Raw genomic sequence first — 18,820 nt, forward strand, 5'->3', positions numbered from 1 at the left:
GGGGTCATTGTGGCAGGCTTCCCGTTATGGACACTCCCCGGAATGTGTTCACCCCGGCCAAGCTGGGCCCGGTGACGCTGCGCAACCGCATCATCAAGGCGGCGACGTTCGAGGCGTGCACGCCGAACGCGCTCGTCACCGACGACCTGATCACCTACCACCGGCTGCCGGCCGCCGGCGGCGTCGGCATGACGACGGTGGCGTATCTGGCGGTGAGGCCGGGCGGGCGCACCGAGGGCAGGCAGATCTACTGGCGCCCCGAGGCGATCCCGGGGCTGCGCAGGCTCACCGCCACGATCCACGCCGAGGGCGCGGCGATCAGCGCGCAGATCGGTCACGCCGGACCGGTGGCCGACGCGCGCTCGAACAAGACCACCGCGTACGCGCCGGTGCGGTTCTTCAACCCGCTGGCGATGCGCTTCGCCAAGAAGGCCAGCCGCGACGACATCGACGACATCATGGCCGCCCATGCCGACGCGGCCCGGTTCGCAATCGATGCCGGGTTCGACGCCGTCGAAATCCATCTCGGCCACAACTACTTCGCCAGCTCGTTTCTGAGCCCGCTGATCAACCGCCGCACCGACGAGTTCGGTGGCTCGCTGGAGAACCGCGCCAAGGTGGCCCGCGGCACCGTGCTGGCGGTGCGCCGCGCGGTGGAGAAGGCGGGCACCCCGATCGCGGTCACCGCCAAACTCAACATGGCCGACGGGGTGCGTGGCGGCATCTCCCTCGAGGAGTCGTTGCAGACGGCCAAGTGGCTCGAGGAGGACGGCGGCCTGGACGCCATCGAGCTCACCGCGGGCAGCTCTCTGGTCAACCCGATGTACCTGTTCCGTGGCGGCGCCCCCGTCAAGGAGTTCGCGAACGCCTTCAAACCGCCGCTGCGTTGGGGTATCCGGATGACCGGCAAGAAGTTCTTCCGCGAGTACCCCTACCGCGAGGCGTATCTGCTGCGCGACGCCAAGCAGTTCCGCGCCGAGCTGAAGATGCCGTTGATCCTGCTCGGCGGCATCACCAACCGCGAAACGATGGACCTGGCGATGGCCGAGGGGTTCGACTTCGTCGCGATGGGTCGCGCGCTGCTCGCCGAGCCGGATCTGATCAACCGGATCCAGGCCGACGGCGACAAGCACTCGGTGTTCTCCGCGTGCACGCACTGCAACCAGTGCATGGCCACGATCTACAGCCAGACCCGCTGCGTGGTGACCGGCTCGCCGCACTACTCCTCGGTGGGCACGCCCGGCTGATCCGTTACCGCGTCGGCGTCTCCACCGCCAGGATCGGCGGCGTCTCGAACTGCAGCATCGGCTCGGCGCGCACCCACTCGTCGGTCCTGATGACGAGGTCCTTCGCGGTGACGGTGTAGGTGGCGCCGTCCTTCTGGGCGAAGAACTCGCCGGGCACGGTGGGTTCAGCGACGACGACCAACACCGCGTCGTCGCCGAGGCGGGCACCGCGGTACTCGTAGTGCCCCTCGGGCACCAGGCAGATCGCGACGAGCGACTGCGCCGTGCGCCCGAAGCTCACCGCCGAGCGCGGGGCGTCGCAACGCACGGACGTGCCGATGAAACCGCGATCGTCGGTGGGATACGACGGCTGCGCGAGGGCCGTCGACGGCGCGACCGTCGTCGCCAGGCTCACGCCCACCGCCGCACCGAGGAGCAGCACCGCAGGCGTCACAGACACCATGACTCAGTGTCCCCATGAACCGGCGTCAATTCGCGGCGACGCGCCGCACCGGCCGTCAAGTCGGCGCAAATGACGGCCCGCAGCAGATCACCGACACCGCGCGGTGGACCATGCGCGTGACTGACTACCCGATACAGTTGTCGCGATGTCCAATGTCGCCGGCCGTTCGGCTCCGACGAGCCGACCCGTCCCTCCCGCGCTGACCGTTCGCTACGACGGCTCGACACGAACCTTCGCGCCAGGCAACGACGTCGTCGTCGGCCGGGACCTACGCGCCGACGTGCGCATCGCCCATCCGCTGATCTCCAGGGCGCACCTGGTGCTGCGGTTCGATCAGGGCCGGTGGGTCGCGATCGACAACGGCAGCCTCAACGGCATGTTCGTCAACAACCGGCGGGTGCCCATGGTCGACATCGCAGACGGGCTCAGCGTCAACATCGGCAACCCCGACGGCCCGCGGCTGACCTTCGAGGTCGGTCGCCACCAGGGCGCCGTGGGCCGCACGCCGACGACCGCGGTGCCGATCGCCACGCAGCGCCACGGCTCGGCGTCCTGGCCCAGCGCGGGACCCCAGGTTTCGGGACCGCAGCACACCTCGCGGCCGCAGCCGGTGTATCCGACGGCACCGCAGCCGCCGCGGTATCCGACCGGCCCGCAGGCCCCCACCGGTGGCCCCACCACATACCCGCCCAGCACCCCGCAACCAGCGCGCCACGCGGCCCCACCCCCGCCGCCGCCGGTGTCATCGGCGTCGCTGGAGTCGGTGACCGCGATGGGGCCGACGGCCGCGCCCCGCTCCAGCGAGGGCAACCTCGCCACGAGCATGCTGAAAATCCTGCGGCCGGGGCGGCCCGCCGATGCCGGGCTGCCGGGAGCCATCAAGATCGGCCGGGCCACCGACAACGACATCGTCGTGCCCGACGTGCTCGCGTCGCGCCACCACGCCACGTTGGTGCCCACCCCGGCGGGCACCGAGATCCGCGACAACCGCAGCATCAACGGCACGTTCGTCAACGGCTCCCGGGTCGAGACGGCGGTGCTGCACGAGGGCGACACCGTCACGATCGGCAACGTCGACCTGGTGTTCACCGGCGGCACGTTGGTCCGCCGCACCGAGACCGAGGCCGCCACCCGCACCGGCGGGCTGGAGGTGCACGGCGTCACCTGGACGATCGAGAACGACAAGACGCTGCTGGAGAACATCTCGATCGCCGCGCGGCCCGGCACGCTGACCGCGGTGATCGGACCGTCGGGCGCGGGCAAGTCGACGTTCGCCCGGTTGGTGGCCGGCTACACCCACCCCACGACGGGCACGGTGACGTTCGAAGGCCACAACATCCACGCCGAGTACGCCTCGCTGCGCTCCCGGATCGGGATGGTGCCGCAGGACGACGTGGTCCACGGCCAGCTGACCGTCAACCAGGCGCTGATGTATGCCGCCGAGTTGCGGCTGCCGCCCGACACCACCAAGGAAGACCGCGCCCAGGTCGTCGCGCAGGTGCTCGAGGAACTGGAGATGACCCGGCACGCCGACACCCGCGTGGACAAGCTCTCGGGTGGGCAGCGCAAGCGGGCGTCGGTGGCGCTCGAGCTGCTCACCGGCCCGTCGCTGCTGATCCTGGACGAGCCGACGTCGGGGCTGGACCCGGCGCTGGACCGCCAAGTCATGACCATGCTGCGCCAACTCGCCGACGCCGGGCGGGTGGTGCTGGTCGTCACGCATTCGCTGACCTACCTCGACGTCTGCGATCAGGTGCTGCTGCTGGCGCCCGGCGGCAAGACGGCGTTCTACGGGCCGCCGAGCCAGATCGGCCCGTCCATGGGCACCACCAACTGGGCCGACATCTTCAGCGCGGTCGCCAACGATCCGGACGCGGCCAACCAGAGATTCCTGGCCCAGCACGGCCCGCCGCCACCGCCGCCGCCGACCGAGCAGCCGTCCGATCTCGGCAACCCGACCCGCACCAGCGTCACCCGCCAGTTCTCGACGATCGCGCGACGGCAGGTGCGGTTGGTGGTCTCTGACCGCGGCTATTTCGCGTTCCTGATGCTGTTGCCGTTCATCATGGGGGTGCTGTCGCTGTCGGTGCCCGGCGACGTCGGCTTCGGGGTGCCCGTGCCCGCGATCGAGGGCGGCGCGGCACCCAACGAGCCCGGTCAGATCCTGGTGATGCTCAACGTCGGCGCCATCTTCATGGGCACCGCGTTGACGATCCGCGCGCTGATCGGTGAGCGGGCCATCTTCCGCCGCGAGCAGGCGGTCGGATTGTCCACGACGGCATATCTATTGGCGAAGATCTTCGTGTTCACGGTCTTCGCGGTCGTTCAGTCGGCGATCGTCACGGTGATCGCGATCATCGGTAAGGGTTGGGGGCCAGGCGCGGTGGAGCGAGGCGCGCTGCTCGGCAACCGCAGCGTGGAGTTGTTCCTGGACATCGCGGTGACGACCGTGGCCGCGGCCATGGTCGGGCTGGCGTTGTCGGCGTTGGCGAAGTCCAACGAACAGATCATGCCGCTGTTGGTGGTGGCGATCATGTCGCAGCTGGTGTTCTCCGGCGGCATGATCCCGGTGACCGATCGCATCGCGCTCGACCAGATGTCTTGGTTCACCCCGGCGCGCTGGGGTTTTGCGGCGTCGGCCTCGACGATCGACCTGATCCGGCTGGTGCCGGGCCCGCTGACCCCCGACGATCGGCACTGGGAGCACTCGGCGGGCACCTGGCTGTTCGACATGGCGATGCTCGCCGTCATCTCCGTGGGCTACGCGTCGTTCGTGCGCTGGAAGATCCGCCTGAAAGGCGCTTGATCACCGAAAATCGCACAGGGTTGGCCGACAGTGTTAGCGTGTAACCTTCACAACAGGGCTCGGGGAATGGTGGAAGGTATACCGCATGTTGTCGACGACACGACTGGCTTTGGCCTCTGGCAGTGTGGCTTTGATGCTGGCCGGTGCCGGCGTGGGGGCCGGAATCGCGGCCGCGCAGCCAGACATTGACACCATCATCTACTCGAAATGCACCTACTCACAGGTCGTTGCGGCGCTCAACGCCGAATCACCTGAGCTCGCCACCCAGCTGCAGTCGGCCCCTGCGGCCACCGGCTGGCTGCAGGCGCTGGTCGCCGCGGGGCCCGAGACCCGTCGCGGCATGGTCGCGCAGGCTCAGGCGACGCCGGGCGTGGAGCAGTTCACCCCGATCATCATGCGGGTGGCCAACAGCTGCAGCAACTTCTGAGCGCAGCCGCCTCAGGACAACAGCCAGTCGTTGGGCGAGAACAACTCGCTGTGGATCTGCGCTGTGCGCACCCCCCGTGCGAGCAGTTGGGTGCGCACCGCCTGCACGAAACCGTTGTTGCCGCATAGGTAGACGTCGGCCCCGGCGGACAGTGTGACGTCGTCCAGTCGCAACAACCCGGGATGCACTCCGGGCTGGTCGCCGGTCATGCCGTCCTCGTACCAGATGTCGAGCGTGCTTTGGGGCAGTGCGGCGAGCAGTTCGCGCTGCCGTTCCCGCAGCGGATGGCTCTGATCGGAGCGGTCGGCGTGGAGCACCTGCACCGGGGTGTCGGGCGCCTCGGCGGCGAGAAATTCCAACAACCCGATCATCGGGGTGATCCCGATGCCCGCGGAGATCAGAACCACCGGACGGCCGTCCGCGGGTGCGGGCAGGTCGCCGAACGGCACGGTGACGTCGAGGATGTCGCCGACGCACACGTTCGCGGCGATCCAGGTGGAGACCTCGCCGGCCGGCTGGTCGGCGGTGGCGTCCAACGGTTTGACCGCGAACGTCAGCTCCGTCGTTCCCGGCGCGTTGACGAGGCTGTACTGGCGCAGCTGCCGGGCCCCGTCGGGCATCGTGACACCCACCGAAACATACTGTCCCGGCGAGAATCCCGTGAACGGCGCGCCGTCGGCGCGGACCGTCAACAACACCGCGCCGGATGGATCGTCGACCCGGGAGACAACGCGGGCGCGCCGGTACACATCTCCGTCGCACACCCCCGCCGCGGCGTAGAGTTCACGCTCCAGATCGATCAGCGTCTGCGCCATGATCCAGTACACCCGATCCCATGCGGCGGCCACCTCCTCGGTCACCGTCTCGGTTCCCAGCACCGCGACGATCGCGGCGAACAAGTTGTCGTGCACGATCGGGTACTGATCGGCGGTGACGCCCAGCGACGCGTGCTTGTGCCCGATCCGCGACAACAGTTCGGCGGGGTGCGGAAGTTCGGGGTCGACGAGGTGGGCGGCGAACGTGGCGATCGACGCGGCCAACGCCCGCTGCTGTGCGCCCTGGGCCTGGTTGCCCCGGTTGAACAGATTGCGCAGCAGTTCGGGGTGGTTCTCGAACATCAGCCGGTAGAACTCCGCGGTGATCTCATCGATGTGCGCACCGATCAGTGGCAGCGTCGCGGACACGATCTCGGCGTGCTGCGGTTCCAGCTCGAGTGGGGCAGCGGCAATTGCGGTCATCGGGCGGTCCTTTCGCTGAGTTGACGGCCGGGCTGGTGCCCGTTCCGGGACTGCGGCCCAGAGATCACAAGAAGTCCTGTGTCCCTGGTCAAATCACTGACGGTGTACTGGTCCAGCTCGCGATAGAACGCTTCTTTGGCCGCCACCAGAACGCGCCGCATCCGACATGCCGGCACCAATGGGCACGGCTCGGCGCCATCGCATTCGATGACTTCCCTGTCGCCCTCCAGGCGCCGCACGAGCCAGCCCACCGACGCCTGGCGTCCCGCGTCGGTGAGGGTCAGCCCACCGATCCGCCCGCGCCGCGCCTGCACCATGCCGAGCTCGGCCAGCCGGGCCACGGCCTTGGCGACGTGGTGCTCGGAGGCGTTGGCGCCGACGGCGATCGAGCGAGTGGTGATCCGCTGGTCCCCGGCTTCGCCGGCGGCCAGCAGCATCATGGTGCGTAGGCCGAGGTCGGTGAACCGGGTCAGCTGCATACTACGGACCGTAGTAATTCGGCATGTCCGAGGCGACCTTTGCGGATGTGTGCTTGAACACCCCGTCGCGTGCGGTTTTTTGATCAGCGGTTATGGGCTCTTCGGCGCGGCGACGTCAGCCGCCCTGGATGTCCAGGCCGTGTGCGGCGGCGTAGGCCAAGGCCTGGTCGACGTCGATTTTCGCGCCGCGCACGGTGGCGGTGGTCCACAGCGTCGGGTCGATGCGCGCGCCACGCAGATCGACCTCGTCCAGCCGGGCGTTCTGCACCCGCGCCCCGGCCAGGTCGGCCCCGCGCAGCACCGCCTTGCGCAGATCGGCGTCCACCAGCCCGGCTTCCCGCAGCCGACAGCCGGAGAGGTCGACCCCGCGCAGATCGCATCCGCCCAAAACGGCCAGCGTGAAGTCGACGTCGTCCAGCATCAGCGGCCGTAACCGGGCGTGGGTGAACACCGAACCGAGCATGCTGCACTGCCGAAAACTGCTGTGGTGCAGGATTGCTCGCTCAAAGGTGCAGTTACGGAATGCCGAACCGACGTGCACGGATTCGGTCAGGTCCACACCGCGGAAGTCGCACTCGTCGAACACCACGCGATCGGTCCGTAACCGGCTGAGGTCTTCGTCGCGGAAGTCGTGGCCGATGAATTCTCGTTCGGCCCAGACTGTTTCGTCGGTATCCACTCAGCCGGGCGAAGCCGTGAGGCTGTTGAGGGCGTATTCGGTGACGGTGATCAGCGCTGACCGGGCGGAGGTTCGGTCGCGGGCGTCGATATTGATCATCGGGATCCGATCGGACAACGCCAGTGCCTTGCGCACTGCGGCGATGGGATACCTTGGTGCGCCATCGAATTGGTTGATCGCGATGATGAACGGCAGCTTGCGTGCCTCGAAGAAGTCGACCGCGGCGAAGCTGTCGGCGAGGCGGCGGACATCGACCAGGATGACGGCGCCGATCGCACCGGCCACCAGGTCGTCCCACATGAACCAGAACCTGCGCTGCCCCGGGGTCCCGAACAGATACAGCACCAGATCCTCGGCCAGCGTGATCCGACCGAAGTCCATCGCCACGGTGGTGGTGTTCTTGTCCGGGGTGGCATCGAGGCCGTCGACGCCCGCCGAGGCGTTGGTGACCAGCGCTTCGGTCCGCAGCGGCATGATCTCGGAGACCGCCCCGACAAACGTCGTCTTGCCCGCGCCGAACCCGCCGGAGATGACGATCTTGGTGGAAGCGGATGAGCGCCCGCCGCCGGCCGCGGCGTGGCGACCCTCAGAGTGCCCTAAGGCCACGCAGCGTCCTTCCTATCAGTTCGCGCCGTTCGTCCAGGGTCGCCGCACCGTCGAGGGTGGTGTGCACCCGCAGATACCCCTGCGTCACGAGATCACCGATCAACACCCGCGCCACACCAAGCGGCAAGGATAGCCGCGCGGCGATCTCGGCGACCGACGGGTACTCACTGCACAGCCTCAGGATCTGTCCCCGCACATCGTTTCCCGGCCACTGCACGGGCTTCTCGTCGGGCAAGGTCTCGATCGGCGCCTCCAGCGGCAGATGGACCGTCGGATCGGTGCGCCCGGCCGTCAGGATGTAGGGCCGTACCAGACTCGGCTCGGCGTCGGCATCCCGCTCCCAGTAGTCCATACGCCGCTCACGAATGCGTGGGTGCGCGCCGCCGTCCCGACTGCACCACGGAACCCACCCGTTCCACCAATATCGCCATCTCGTAACCGATTTGGCCGATGTCGCAGTTGCGCGTCGCCAGCGTCGCCAGGTTGGAGCCGTCGCCCACCCGCATCAGCAGCAGGTAGCCGTGCTCCATCTCGACCACCGACTGCAACACGTGGCCGCCGTCGAACAGCTGCGCGGCGCCCGTCGACAGGCTGGCCAGCCCCGAGGTCACGGCGGCGAGCTGGTCGGCGCGCTCGGTCGGGATGTGCTCGCTGGCCGCCATCAGCAGGCCGTCCGCGGACACCAGCACCGCGTGCGACACCCCCGACACTTCCCTGGCGAATTTGGAGACCAGCCAATCGAGCGAGTCGCGCTGCGTCGAACGCGGCGGCAGATCGGTCATTCGTCCTCTGTTCCTCTGGTCTCTCGGGCGTGGGACCGGCCGGCGTGCACCCCGCCGAAGTGGCTGCTGATGCTCGCCCGGACAGCCTCCGGATCGCGGCGCGGCGCCGATGCTACCTCGCTGTCGCTGCCGGGCTGCGTGTCGTCGGTGCGGTGCCGGGCGTGGTCGACGGGCTCGTTGGCGTCGGGGGCGTCTGGGGCGTCGGCGCCGCCGGGCACCAGCCTGGCGCCGGGCTCACGTACCGGTAGGCCCTCCTCGGTGCGGCGCAGTACGGGCGCTTCCTCGGCGGCGGCCGCCGCCGACCAGCCGTGGTCCCAGACCGATTCCCAGTCCAGGTCCGTGCTGTTGGCCAGCTCGGTCGGGTCGATCAACCACTCCGAGAGCATCTTCTGATAGATCGCGTCGTCCGAACCCGCGGTGGCCGACGGCTCGGTGGCCGTCGGTTCGGGTTCGGGTTCGGCGGGCGTCGTTTCGAGGGACGGCGGCGACGGCAGGCCGGAGATGTCGCTGGACCCGGGGTCGCGCTGCGGCAGCAGGGCGACGCCGGCCGCGTCGTCCTCGTCGTAATGGTCTTCGTCCAGTGCGAGCGCGGTCGCGATGCCCGCATGCGCGTCGGCGGGCCTGGCGTACTCCAGCGTGCTGAACTGGTCGGTCGCCTCCGCGTCGGCCAGCAGCTCGGCCGGGATGTAAACACCTGCCGTGGTACCCGAATTCGGTTCGCCCGCAACGGTACTGCGCAGCCGGACCACCAGGCCGTGCTGCGCGGCGAGCCGGCCGACGACGAACAGGCCCATGTGCCGCGCGGTGTACGGGGTGACCTCACCGCCCGACTGCAGCCGGGCGTTGGCGACCCGCAGGTCCGATTCGGTCATACCCAACCCGATGTCGCTGACCTCGATGACCAGGCCGCCGTTGGCGGTGTGCACCGCCGAGACGCGCACCTGGGAAACCGGCGGCGAGTAGCGCAGCGCGTTGTCGAGAAGCTCGGCGAGCAGGTGCACGATGTCGCCGGCGACCGCGCCGACGATCTCACTGTCGGGCACGGTCGCGGTGACCACCCTGGTGTAGTCCTCCACCTCGGAGGCCGCGGCGTTGATCACCGCGGAAACGGGCACCGGCTCGGCCTGCTCCCGCGGCACTCGGGCACCGGCGAGGACCAGCAGGTTGGCGCCGTTGCGGCGCATGCGCGCGGCGAGGTGGTCGAGCCGGAAGAGGCTCTCCAGGCGTTCGGGGTCCTCTTCGTTGCGTTCCAGCCGGTCGATCAGCGCCAGCTGCTGATCGACCAGTGAGCGGCTGCGCCGCGAGAGCGTCTCGAACATGTCGCCGACCTGCAGCTGCAGCCGGGACTGTTCGGTGGCCAGCAGGAGCGCCTGCTCGTGCAGCTCGTCGACGGCGTGGGCGACCTGGCCGACCTCCTCGGAGGTGTACACCGGGACCGGCTCGACCGCGGGGGCCTCGCCTCCGGCCCGGACGTGGTCGATCTCGCGGGTGAGGTCTTCGTGGGCCACCTTGAGCGCGCTGTCGCGCAGCCGGCGCAGTGGCCGCACCAGGGAGCGGGCCACCAGGGCGACCACGACCAGCGCCAGCAGGATCACCACCGCGACGATCACCGCGTCGCGGATCAGCGCGGTGCGCGCGGCGGACGCCTTCTCGTTGACGGCCGAGGTCACCGACGCGGTGGTGCGCTCGATGATCTGACGGGCGATGTCGTCGGTGGTGTTCACCGAAGCCAGCAGCTCGGGGTTGTTGACCAGCGGGACGGCCGGATCGGTCATCGCGGCCATCCGTGTGACGAACTCGGCCTGCAGCTTCTGGGCGTCCGGCGACGCCACCCCGAGCACCTGGCTCATCCCGAACAACGTCGACGGCTCGGTTCCGGCGAGCGCGAGCATCGAGGTGCGCAACGCCGGCTCGGGCAGCTCCCCGCCGCGGGTGATGGTGAGCGTCTGCATCATCATCTGACCCCGCGCGCCGATCGCCCTGGACAACCCGGCGGTTTCGGCGCGGATGCGTTCGTCGTCCACGCGGACCGAACCGTTGACGGCGTCCTCGGCGGGCAACAACAACAACGCATAGGACTGGATGATGTCGCGCAGCCCGATGCTGTTGGCGGTGACCTTGTCCATTAGTGCCTGGCCGCCGTCGATCAGGGCCTCCACCCCGTCGCGGACGTCGGGCGCGACGTCCACGGTGGACACCTGGTCCTGCAGTTCCTGGCGACCGGCGTCGAACGCGGTCAACGCCGCCTGGGGGTCGCCGTCGGTGGCCTGCGCAAGCATGGCCTCCTCGAGCGCGGCCATGTAGTTCTCGATGGTGGGCAGCAGCTCGACGCGGTCGGCGGCCAGCCGCATCTGCGACGCCTCGGTCGCACTGCTGTGGATGCGCAGACCGCCGAATGTCGCCGCCACGACAAGCGGCACCACGACGATCGCGAGCACCTTCCAGCGGACCGGCCAGTTGGTCAGCGACCATCGCGGCGGCCGCTTGATCGGCGGCTCCTGTGAGAAGACGCTCATCGACGCCGGCCTGCGCTATCGGCCCCGTGTCCGCAAGTCAGTATTGGCGCGTCGTTCATATGGCTTCCCGTTGACTTCGCCCATGTAAGGGCGGGCGTGTGCTACGCCTGGCAACTGGTCGAGTATGACAGCGATGTGCTGCGGATTCCACAATTCTTACTGAACAGACAGAGTTCACGACCGCCGCCGGGCCGCGGGCCGTGGTATCGGAGCAAAGGCCACCACCGGGTGGTTGGAAACCGAAGGTGTGCAGGGTATTTCGTTGCCTTCACCACAGAAGCCCGGTTTCGGCGCGCCGGTGTTGGATCATTTCCGAATGTTTCGGCTGCTGTTTCTGACCCCTCGCATCGCGCCGAACACCGGTAACGCGATCCGGATGGTGGCCGCCACCGGATGCGAACTGCATCTGGTCGAGCCGCTGGGCTTCGACCTGTCCGAACCCAAACTGCGACGCGCCGGTCTGGACTATCACGACCTGGCGTCGGTGACCGTGCATCGAGACCTTTCCGCGGCGTGGGAAGCGCTGATGCCTGCGCGCGTGTACGCGTTCACCGCGCAGGCCGCCACGTCGTTCGCCGACGTCGCCTACGAGCCGACGGATGTGTTGATGTTCGGGCCTGAGCCCAGTGGCCTGGACAGCGCGACGCTGGCCGATGCGCACATCACCGCCCAGGTGCGTATCCCGATGCTGACCGGGCGGCGCTCGCTGAACCTGTCCAACGCCGCCGCCGTCGCTGCCTACGAGGCATGGCGCCAGCACGGCTTCGCCGGAGCGGACTGAGCCCTGGCGCCGCGCCTCACCAGCCGTCGAAGTGGACGATCTGCTCGACCGGAAGCCGGTTGGCCGGACGGAAATCGGTGCCCTTGGTGTAGGCGATCGGAAACAACCCGCCCTGGCTGTACTCGTTGAACGGAATGCCGAGCAGCTCGGCGGCCTGCTTCTCGCCGTCCCCGACGAGGTGCAACGTGGTGTAGGCCGAGCCCAGCCCCCGCGACCGCAGCGCCAGCATGTAACTCCACACCGCAGGCAGCAGCGACCCCCAGAACCCGGCGCTCACGCCCGCGGGTGCGCCGTCCGGGCGGCCCTCCAGACACGGCACCAACAGCCAAGGCGCCCGGTGCATGTGCTCGGCCAGGTAGCTCGCCGACGACACCACCCGCTCTCGCTGGGCGGCACGGCTGTCACCGTCGGGATATTCCGGCGGCGTCTGGCTGCGATACCACGTGAAATTGTTCCGGTAGATCTCGGCCAGCGCGCTCTTCTTGTGCTCGTCCTCGACGAAGACCCACTGCCAGCCCTGCGCATTGGACCCCGTCGGCGCCTGCACGGCCAGCTCCAAACACTCCAGCAGCACCTCCTTCGGCACCGGCCTGTCGAAGTCGAGCCGCTTGCGCACCGACCGCGTCGTCGTCACGACTTCGTCGAAGGACATGTTCAAACTCTGCTGGGTCGTCACCCCGCCGAGACTACATTCGCTCTATGACAGTCGAATTCCCGCAAGAGGTGTCCAGCAGGCTGCAGTCGGACAACTACGGTTGGTTGACCACCGTGGCCAAATCGGGCCAGCCTGTTCCGCGCCTGGTGTGGTTCTACTTCGACGGCACCGACATCGTCGTCTACAGCGAACCGGATGCGGCCAAGGTCCGCCACATCAGAAACCATCCGCGGGTCAGCCTGCATCTGGACTCCGACGGACGCGGAAGCGGGATCATCGTCGTCGGCGGCCCGGCGACGGTCGACGCGGAGAACACCAACCCCTTGCGCGACGAGCGGTACCAGAAGAAATACCGCGAGCACGCGGCCAGCCTCGGTTTCACCGAAGAGTTCCTCGCCGCCTACAGCACCCGGCTGAAGATCAACATCGACAAGGTGTGGACGACTCCGACCGGCGGATGACGTCGAAATAGCGTTCGCTACAGGCGGCGCTTCACCGCCTTCAGCCTTACGTGAAGGACTTCGCTGAATCGTCCCAATAAAGTTGCTGAGTTCGCCGGTAGTGACGGTCGTGGGGAAATTCTGCTCGCGTTTTCAACAACTCCTCAACCCGCAGGGTGTCATTACCTGCGGCTTCGCCTGCGACCACTGGCAACGGCCCAGCTCGCCACCCTTCCGGCGCCGTTTTGCTAAGGCGTCAATTTTGCGCCGGTTTGGCCGTCCTAGCAAAGTTTTGGCGCCGGTTTGACGCGCTCGATTACGGGTAACTGAGACTCATGAGATATGTTTTCTCGAATTGCATACAAAGTAGCTGGCTAATACGTTAATTTGTGGTTACACGTCCGTGGCTCACCGATCCGGACATCAGGGGGGAACCGATGAGGGGATTGAATTCACGCCTGCGAGGGATTGCTGCTGCGACCGTCGTCGCAATGGTGCCGATGTCGATCATGCTCACCGCGGCGCCAAGCCAGCATCAGCCGCGCATCGACCGGGTTGCGCTGGACTATGTCTTGACCGCGGGCATCGTCGAGTCCGGCACGACGGTCGGGATCGCCGACTCGGACCTGTGGGGCTTGGCGACACCGGACGGCAAGCTCGACACCGCCGCGGTCAACCGGCACCTCGATGAGATGCAGGCGCTCGGCGTCAACACCGTCCGGGTCGTTTTGCCGTGGCGGGGCAACGAACCGTTCCGGCCGGGCACCTTTCCGCCGGGGGTGGAGGAAGCCGCCTGGGCCAGAAGCGATTTCATCATCAACGCCGCGGCCGAGCGAGACATGGCGGTGCTCGCGGTGCTCGCCCACGGACCGGACTGGGCCGGGGTCGACCCCAACATCGACTGGTCGTTGATCGGGTTCGAAGAGCCTCCGCAGCCGGAGCTGTTCGGCGAGTACGCCGGGCGCGTGGCCGCCCGCTACGGCGAGAAGATCGCGGCGTACGAGATCTGGAACGAACCGAACTACGCGCGGGCCTGGGCGCCGACGATCGATCCGGCGGCGTACACGGCGATCCTGCAGGCCGGCTACGACGCGATCAAGAACGCCAACGGCGATGACCCAAACGATCCGTTGGTCGTGGCCGGCGTGCTCGGCGCCGTGATCAGCAGCCCGATCACCCTGGATCCGGCGACGTTCGTCGAGGGGATGTACGCGAGCGGGGCGCAGGGCTACTTCGACGCCCTGTCGTTTCACCCGTACCACTACACGCTGAAGTTCTCGCAAGGTGTCAGAAACGATTTCTGGCGGGCTCCGCTCGAGCAGTTGATCGAGATCAGGCAGCTGATGATCGACAACGGCGATAAGGCGCTGAAGATCTGGGCCACCGAGTACGGTCTGCCCACCTTCGGCGACAACGCGGTGACCGAGGAACATCAGGCCGAGTTCATCGAAGACTTCCTCAACGCGTGGAAGAACCTCAAGGATGCCGACGGCACCTCGTATGCGGGCCCGTCGTTCATCTACACCTTGCGTGATCGCCTGGTCAACGGTGTGCTGACGCCGAACACGTCGTTCGGCATCTTCAATGTCGATTGGACGGCCAAGCTCGCCGCCCAGGTGATCAAGGACTTCATCGAGGAGAACCAGGTTCCCCCGCCGGACGAGCCGGATGTGCCGGGTGTTCCGAACCTGGGCGAGCAGATCGCCCAAGCCCTGCAGGCGTTCTTCCAGCAGATCGCCGCTTCGGTGCAGGGTCTGGTCAACTCGGTCAGCGCATTCGTCAACTCGGTTGCGCAGGCGATAGCCAACATCTTCCGGCCCGCCGGCGCCGCGGCCGCCTCGTTGCCGCCGGACGTGCAGAACGATGTCGCCGCCGGCGCCGACATCGCAGCCATGTCGTGGCGATCGGGTCCAGCCGCAGAAGCCGATGCCGACGAATCGGAAGGTTCGGCTGCGCAGCAGGTTTCGGAGAGTGAAACCGACTCGGTCACGGATTCGCTGCGCGTGACCGGGGAGCCGACGACGGTCGAGGAAACGGCCATCGAGCCCACCGAAGCGGCCGTCGTCGACGAGCAGGTCCCCGCGGAGGAGCCTGCGGCCGTCGACCAGGATGTGGCGACCGACGTCGATGCCTCCGCGACGGAGCTTTCCGAGACGGAGACCGACGACGTCACCGCCGAGGAGGATTCGCGCGAACCGGTGCGGACCGGCCTGGTGGCCCGGCCCGGGCAGGTGGGGCCGGACGGCCCGGACGACACGGACTCCGACGACATGGACTCCGCGGACTCCGACGACACGGGGGAACCCGACGGGACGGATGACGACGGCTCTTCGAGGGGTGGGCCGGAGTCGGGATCGGAGGCGAGCTAGCGGAAGTCGCGGCTTCGCGAGCCGATAGCCATCGTGAGCTGGCCCATTCGGTCGGCGACGACGGTGACTGCGCCGGTGGCATTCTGCACCTGCCCGCGGATCAGCAGAGCGGCCGCCGTCTGGGCCAGCTTGCGATGGCGTGCCCAAACCGCTTGCGAGCACAGGACGTTGACCATCCCGGTCTCGTCCTCGATGTTGATGAAGGTGACCCCTTGCGCGGTCGCGGGCCGCTGGCGATGGGTCACCGCCCCGGCCACCAGCACCCGGGTTCCGTCGGGGACCTCCAGCAGCTTGTCCGCCGGTACGACCCCGAGCGCGTCGAGATCCTCGCGCAGGAACTGCGTGGGAAAGCTGTCCGGGGAGATACCGGTGGCCCACACGTCGGCGGCGGCCAGTTCCAGTTCGGTCATGCCGGGCAACGCGGGGGTCGCCAACGAGGACCCCACCCCGGGCAACCGGTCGGGACGCTCTCTGGCTGCGGCGCCCGCCGCCCACAGCCCTTCGCGCCGCGTGATGCCGAAGCAACCCAGCGCACCTGCGGTGGCCAGCGCCTCGGTCTGGGGAACCGACAGCTGCACCCGCTGGGTCAGATCCAGCAGGGAGACATAGTCCCCGTTGGCTTTTCGCTCGTCGGCAATCCGCTCGGCAAGCTCGTCCCCGATGTGGCGGATGCCGCCGAGGCCGAGCCGCACCTCGGTGCCGTCGTTCTCCAGCGTGGCGTGCGCGAGGCTGGCGTTGACATCGGGACGATGCACGGTGACTCCGTGCCTGCGGGCGTCGGCGACCAGGGACTGCGGTGAGTAGAAACCCATCGGCTGCGCCCGCAACAGGGCCGCGCAGAACGCCGCCGGGTGGTGCAGCTTGAACCACGACGAGTAGAACACCAGCGAGGCAAACGACAGCGAATGGCTTTCCGGGAAACCGAAATTGGCGAATGCCTCCAGCTTCTCGTAGATGCGGTCGGCAACATCTCCGGTGATGCCGTGCCGTTGGCGCATCCCGTCGTAGAACCTGTCGCGCAGCCGACGCATCCGTTGCGTCGAGCGTTTGGATCCCATCGCACGGCGCAACTGATCGGCTTCGGCGGCGGTGAACCCCGCGCAGTCCACTGCCAGCTGCATGAGCTGCTCCTGGAACAACGGGACACCCAATGTCTTTCGCAGCGCGGGCTCCATCGACGGATGGTCGTAGGTGACCGGTTCGACACCGTTGCGTCGCTTGATATACGGATGCACCGAGCCGCCCTGGATGGGGCCGGGGCGGATCAACGCCACCTCGACGACCAGGTCGTAGAACACCCGCGGCTTCAACCGGGGCAGCGTGGCCATCTGCGCCCGTGACTCCACCTGGAACACCCCGACCGAATCCGCGCGTTGCAGCATCTCGTACACCGCCTGTTCGGACAGATCCAGCCGGGCCAGGTCCACCTCGATGCCCTTGTGTTCGCGCACCAGGTCGATGCAGTAGTGCAGCGCCGAGAGCATACCCAGTCCGAGAAGGTCGAATTTCACCAAACCTATTGCCGCGCAGTCATCTTTGCCCCATTGCAGGACGCTGCGGTTCTCCATCCGCGCCCACTCGACCGGGCACACGTCGGCGATGGGCCGGTCACAGATCACCATGCCGCCGGAGTGAATACCCATGTGCCGCGGCAGGTTGTGGATCTGCATCGCCAAGTCGATCACCGGCTCCGGAATGCCCTCGACGTCGGGTGAATCGGCCAGCCCGTTCCACTGGCTGATCTGCTTGCTCCAGGCGTCCTGCTGCCCCTGGGAGAATCCCAGCGCACGCGCCATATCGCGCACCGCGCTGCGGCCGCGATAGGTGATGACGTTGGCCACCTGTGCGGCGTAGTCGCGGCCGTAGCGGTCGTAGACGTATTGGATTGCCTTCTCCCGCAGGTCCGATTCGATGTCGATATCGATGTCGGGCGGGCCGTCGCGCGCCGGGGACAGGAACCGTTCGAACAACAACTCGTTGGCGATGGGGTCGACGTTGGTGACTCCCAGCGCGTAGCAGACAGCCGAGTTGGCCGCCGAACCCCGTCCCTGGGCCAGGATGTTGTTCTTTCGGCAGAACTGGGTGATGTCGTGCACCACCAGGAAATAGCCGGGAAACTTCAGCTGTTCGATGGTTTTCAGTTCATGTTCGATCTGGGCGTACGCGCGCGGCGCCCGCTGCGGCGGGCCGTACCGGTTGCGCGCCCCCGCCATCACCAGATGCCGCAGCCAGCTGTCCTCGGTGTGCCCGGGCGGGACATCAAACGGTGGCAGCTGCGGGGCGATCAGCGCCAGTTCGAACGCGCACTGCTCGCCGAGTTCGGCCGCCGCGGTCACCACGTCAGGGCAGTGGGCGAACAGCCGGGTCATCTCCACCCCCGACCGCAGATGTGAACCGCCAAGCGGCGCAAGGTAACCGGCGACGTCGTCCATCGAGTGGCGGGCCCGGATCGCGCCCATCGCCATGGCCAGCCGGCCGCGTGACGGTTCGGCGAAGTGCGCACCGGTGGTGGCGACGACGCCGACACCGAAGCGCGGCGCCAGCTCGGCCAGCATCGCGTTGCGTTCGTCGTCGAGAGGGCTTCCGTGGTGGGTGAGTTCGACGCTGACCCGCCCGGCGCCGAACCGGTCCACCAGATCGGCAAGCGCCTCGGCGGCCGCCTCGGGACCACCCGTAGAAAGTGCCTGGCGCACATGTCCTTTGCGGCAACCGGTGAGGATGTGCCAGTGCCCGCCGGCCGCGTCGGTCAGCGCGTCGTAGTCGTAGCGCAGCTTGCCCTTCTCGCCACCGGCCAGGTGCGCCTTGGCGAGCTCACGGGACAGCCGCCGGTAGCCTTCCGGGCCGCGGGCCAGCACCAGCAGATGCGGACCCGGCGGATCGGGATCCTCGGTGCGGTCCCCTCCCCCGAGCGAGAGCTCGGCGCCGAACACCGTCGACATGTCCAGTTCCCTGGCGGCCTCCGCGAAGCGCACCACGCCGTAGAGCCCGTCGTGGTCGGTCAGCGCGATCGCGCGCAGATCCAGGCGGACGGCCTCCTCGACGAGTTCCTCCGGTGTGCTGGCGCCGTCGAGAAAGCTGTACGCCGAATGCGCGTGCAGCTCGGCATACGGCGTCGAGGAGCCGGACCGGTCGATGTCGACGGCCTGGTATGCCGCGCGCTTGCGGGACCAGGCGGGGCTGTCACCGCCGTCGCCGACCTGCTGCTGGTCAATGGGCCAGCCGGACCGGCGCGGCTTGCCGTTCAGCACCCGCTGCATTTCGGTCCAGCTCGGCGGCCCGGTGTGCCAACCCATCCGGCCAGTATATCGAACTGATGTTCGACTCAGCCGGCCATCAGCAGCGTCGCCGCTCCG

At 67.9% G+C, this 18,820-nt stretch carries 16 protein-coding genes; 6 read left to right on the top strand and 10 right to left on the bottom strand.

Annotation, left to right across the window (positions count from 1 at the left end; translation table 11 throughout):
* The first annotated feature begins 26 nt into the window (after nt 1–26).
* Complete coding sequence (locus G6N28_RS04885; RefSeq protein ID WP_163897554.1) at nt 27–1,247, top strand: NADH:flavin oxidoreductase; 1,221 nt, start codon at nt 27–29, stop codon at nt 1,245–1,247.
* A gap of 4 nt (nt 1,248–1,251) precedes the next feature.
* Here the strand turns inward: G6N28_RS04885 and G6N28_RS04890 are convergent, their stop codons facing one another.
* Nucleotides 1,252–1,689, bottom strand: coding sequence for a hypothetical protein (locus tag G6N28_RS04890; protein WP_128108741.1), 438 nt, complete (start codon nt 1,687–1,689; stop codon nt 1,252–1,254).
* Between the two features lie 145 nt (nt 1,690–1,834).
* Between G6N28_RS04890 and G6N28_RS04895 the strand changes: the two genes are divergently transcribed.
* A complete protein-coding gene (locus tag G6N28_RS04895) occupies nt 1,835–4,495 on the top strand; it encodes an FHA domain-containing protein (protein ID WP_163897557.1) in 2,661 nt (886 codons plus the stop codon).
* Nucleotides 4,496–4,580: 85 nt separating this feature from the next.
* Complete coding sequence (locus G6N28_RS04900; RefSeq protein ID WP_163897560.1) at nt 4,581–4,922, top strand: hemophore-related protein; 342 nt, start codon at nt 4,581–4,583, stop codon at nt 4,920–4,922.
* An 11-nt stretch (nt 4,923–4,933) separates the two neighbouring features.
* On the opposite strand, the gene G6N28_RS04905 is transcribed toward G6N28_RS04900, so the two are convergent.
* The 7 genes from G6N28_RS04905 to G6N28_RS04935 form a co-directional block, all read right to left on the bottom strand.
* Nucleotides 4,934–6,160, bottom strand: a complete 1,227-nt coding sequence (locus G6N28_RS04905) for a globin domain-containing protein (RefSeq protein WP_163897562.1) — start codon at nt 6,158–6,160, stop codon at nt 4,934–4,936.
* Nucleotides 6,157–6,639, bottom strand: coding sequence for an RrF2 family transcriptional regulator (locus G6N28_RS04910; RefSeq protein ID WP_163897565.1), 483 nt, complete (start codon nt 6,637–6,639; stop codon nt 6,157–6,159). The genes G6N28_RS04905 and G6N28_RS04910 overlap by 4 nt, the downstream gene beginning before the upstream one ends.
* 115 nt (nt 6,640–6,754) lie before the next feature.
* Nucleotides 6,755–7,318, bottom strand: coding sequence for a pentapeptide repeat-containing protein (locus tag G6N28_RS04915; RefSeq protein WP_163897568.1), 564 nt, complete (start codon nt 7,316–7,318; stop codon nt 6,755–6,757).
* Complete coding sequence (locus tag G6N28_RS04920; RefSeq protein WP_163897571.1) at nt 7,319–7,924, bottom strand: GTP-binding protein; 606 nt, start codon at nt 7,922–7,924, stop codon at nt 7,319–7,321.
* Nucleotides 7,905–8,276, bottom strand: a complete 372-nt coding sequence (locus G6N28_RS04925) for a DUF742 domain-containing protein (protein WP_163897574.1) — start codon at nt 8,274–8,276, stop codon at nt 7,905–7,907. Before G6N28_RS04925 ends, G6N28_RS04920 begins: the two co-directional genes overlap by 20 nt.
* Nucleotides 8,277–8,283: 7 nt before the next feature.
* Nucleotides 8,284–8,706, bottom strand: a complete 423-nt coding sequence (locus G6N28_RS04930; protein ID WP_163897577.1) for a roadblock/LC7 domain-containing protein — start codon at nt 8,704–8,706, stop codon at nt 8,284–8,286.
* On the bottom strand, nt 8,703–11,222 hold the full coding sequence (locus G6N28_RS04935; RefSeq protein WP_163897579.1) for a HAMP domain-containing sensor histidine kinase: 2,520 nt from the start codon (nt 11,220–11,222) through the stop codon (nt 8,703–8,705). The genes G6N28_RS04930 and G6N28_RS04935 overlap by 4 nt, the downstream gene beginning before the upstream one ends.
* A gap of 316 nt (nt 11,223–11,538) precedes the next feature.
* Between G6N28_RS04935 and G6N28_RS04940 the strand changes: the two genes are divergently transcribed.
* Entirely contained in the window at nt 11,539–12,003 is a 465-nt protein-coding gene (locus tag G6N28_RS04940) for a tRNA (cytidine(34)-2'-O)-methyltransferase (RefSeq protein WP_163897582.1), read from the top strand.
* Between the two features lie 16 nt (nt 12,004–12,019).
* On the opposite strand, the gene G6N28_RS04945 is transcribed toward G6N28_RS04940, so the two are convergent.
* Nucleotides 12,020–12,655, bottom strand: coding sequence for a nitroreductase family protein (locus G6N28_RS04945; protein ID WP_163905838.1), 636 nt, complete (start codon nt 12,653–12,655; stop codon nt 12,020–12,022).
* A 47-nt stretch (nt 12,656–12,702) separates the two neighbouring features.
* Here G6N28_RS04945 and G6N28_RS04950 point away from each other — a divergent pair, with 47 nt between their 5' ends.
* Nucleotides 12,703–13,119 (top strand): TIGR03667 family PPOX class F420-dependent oxidoreductase, encoded by a 417-nt coding sequence (locus tag G6N28_RS04950; protein WP_163897585.1) that lies wholly within the window; start codon nt 12,703–12,705, stop codon nt 13,117–13,119.
* 470 nt (nt 13,120–13,589) lie between these two features.
* Entirely contained in the window at nt 13,590–15,467 is a 1,878-nt protein-coding gene (locus G6N28_RS04955; RefSeq protein ID WP_163897588.1) for a cellulase family glycosylhydrolase, read from the top strand.
* Here the strand turns inward: G6N28_RS04955 and G6N28_RS04960 are convergent.
* The gene (locus tag G6N28_RS04960) at nt 15,464–18,760 is read right to left on the bottom strand and encodes an error-prone DNA polymerase (RefSeq protein WP_163897591.1); all 3,297 of its coding nucleotides are present in this window, start codon (nt 18,758–18,760) and stop codon (nt 15,464–15,466) included. The two genes, G6N28_RS04955 and G6N28_RS04960, sit on opposite strands and share 4 nt — an antisense overlap.
* Nucleotides 18,761–18,820 lie beyond the last annotated feature (60 nt).

The organism is Mycolicibacterium pulveris, assembly GCF_010725725.1.
In the GTDB taxonomy this organism is placed as follows: Bacteria; Actinomycetota; Actinomycetes; order Mycobacteriales; family Mycobacteriaceae; genus Mycobacterium; species Mycobacterium pulveris.

Coding starts and splice junctions, on each gene's coding strand:
- G6N28_RS04960 (WP_163897591.1), bottom strand. CDS start 18,760: ATGGGTTGGCACACCGGGCCGCCGAGCTGGACCGAAATGCAGCGGGTG.
- G6N28_RS04940 (WP_163897582.1), top strand. CDS start 11,539: ATGTTTCGGCTGCTGTTTCTGACCCCTCGCATCGCGCCGAACACCGGT.
- G6N28_RS04900 (WP_163897560.1), top strand. CDS start 4,581: ATGTTGTCGACGACACGACTGGCTTTGGCCTCTGGCAGTGTGGCTTTG.
- G6N28_RS04935 (WP_163897579.1), bottom strand. CDS start 11,222: ATGAGCGTCTTCTCACAGGAGCCGCCGATCAAGCGGCCGCCGCGATGG.
- G6N28_RS04945 (WP_163905838.1), bottom strand. CDS start 12,655: ATGTCCTTCGACGAAGTCGTGACGACGACGCGGTCGGTGCGCAAGCGG.
- G6N28_RS04890 (WP_128108741.1), bottom strand. CDS start 1,689: ATGGTGTCTGTGACGCCTGCGGTGCTGCTCCTCGGTGCGGCGGTGGGC.
- G6N28_RS04925 (WP_163897574.1), bottom strand. CDS start 8,276: ATGGACTACTGGGAGCGGGATGCCGACGCCGAGCCGAGTCTGGTACGG.
- G6N28_RS04885 (WP_163897554.1), top strand. CDS start 27: ATGGACACTCCCCGGAATGTGTTCACCCCGGCCAAGCTGGGCCCGGTG.
- G6N28_RS04905 (WP_163897562.1), bottom strand. CDS start 6,160: ATGACCGCAATTGCCGCTGCCCCACTCGAGCTGGAACCGCAGCACGCC.
- G6N28_RS04930 (WP_163897577.1), bottom strand. CDS start 8,706: ATGACCGATCTGCCGCCGCGTTCGACGCAGCGCGACTCGCTCGATTGG.
- G6N28_RS04895 (WP_163897557.1), top strand. CDS start 1,835: ATGTCCAATGTCGCCGGCCGTTCGGCTCCGACGAGCCGACCCGTCCCT.
- G6N28_RS04955 (WP_163897588.1), top strand. CDS start 13,590: ATGGTGCCGATGTCGATCATGCTCACCGCGGCGCCAAGCCAGCATCAG.
- G6N28_RS04910 (WP_163897565.1), bottom strand. CDS start 6,639: ATGCAGCTGACCCGGTTCACCGACCTCGGCCTACGCACCATGATGCTG.
- G6N28_RS04950 (WP_163897585.1), top strand. CDS start 12,703: ATGACAGTCGAATTCCCGCAAGAGGTGTCCAGCAGGCTGCAGTCGGAC.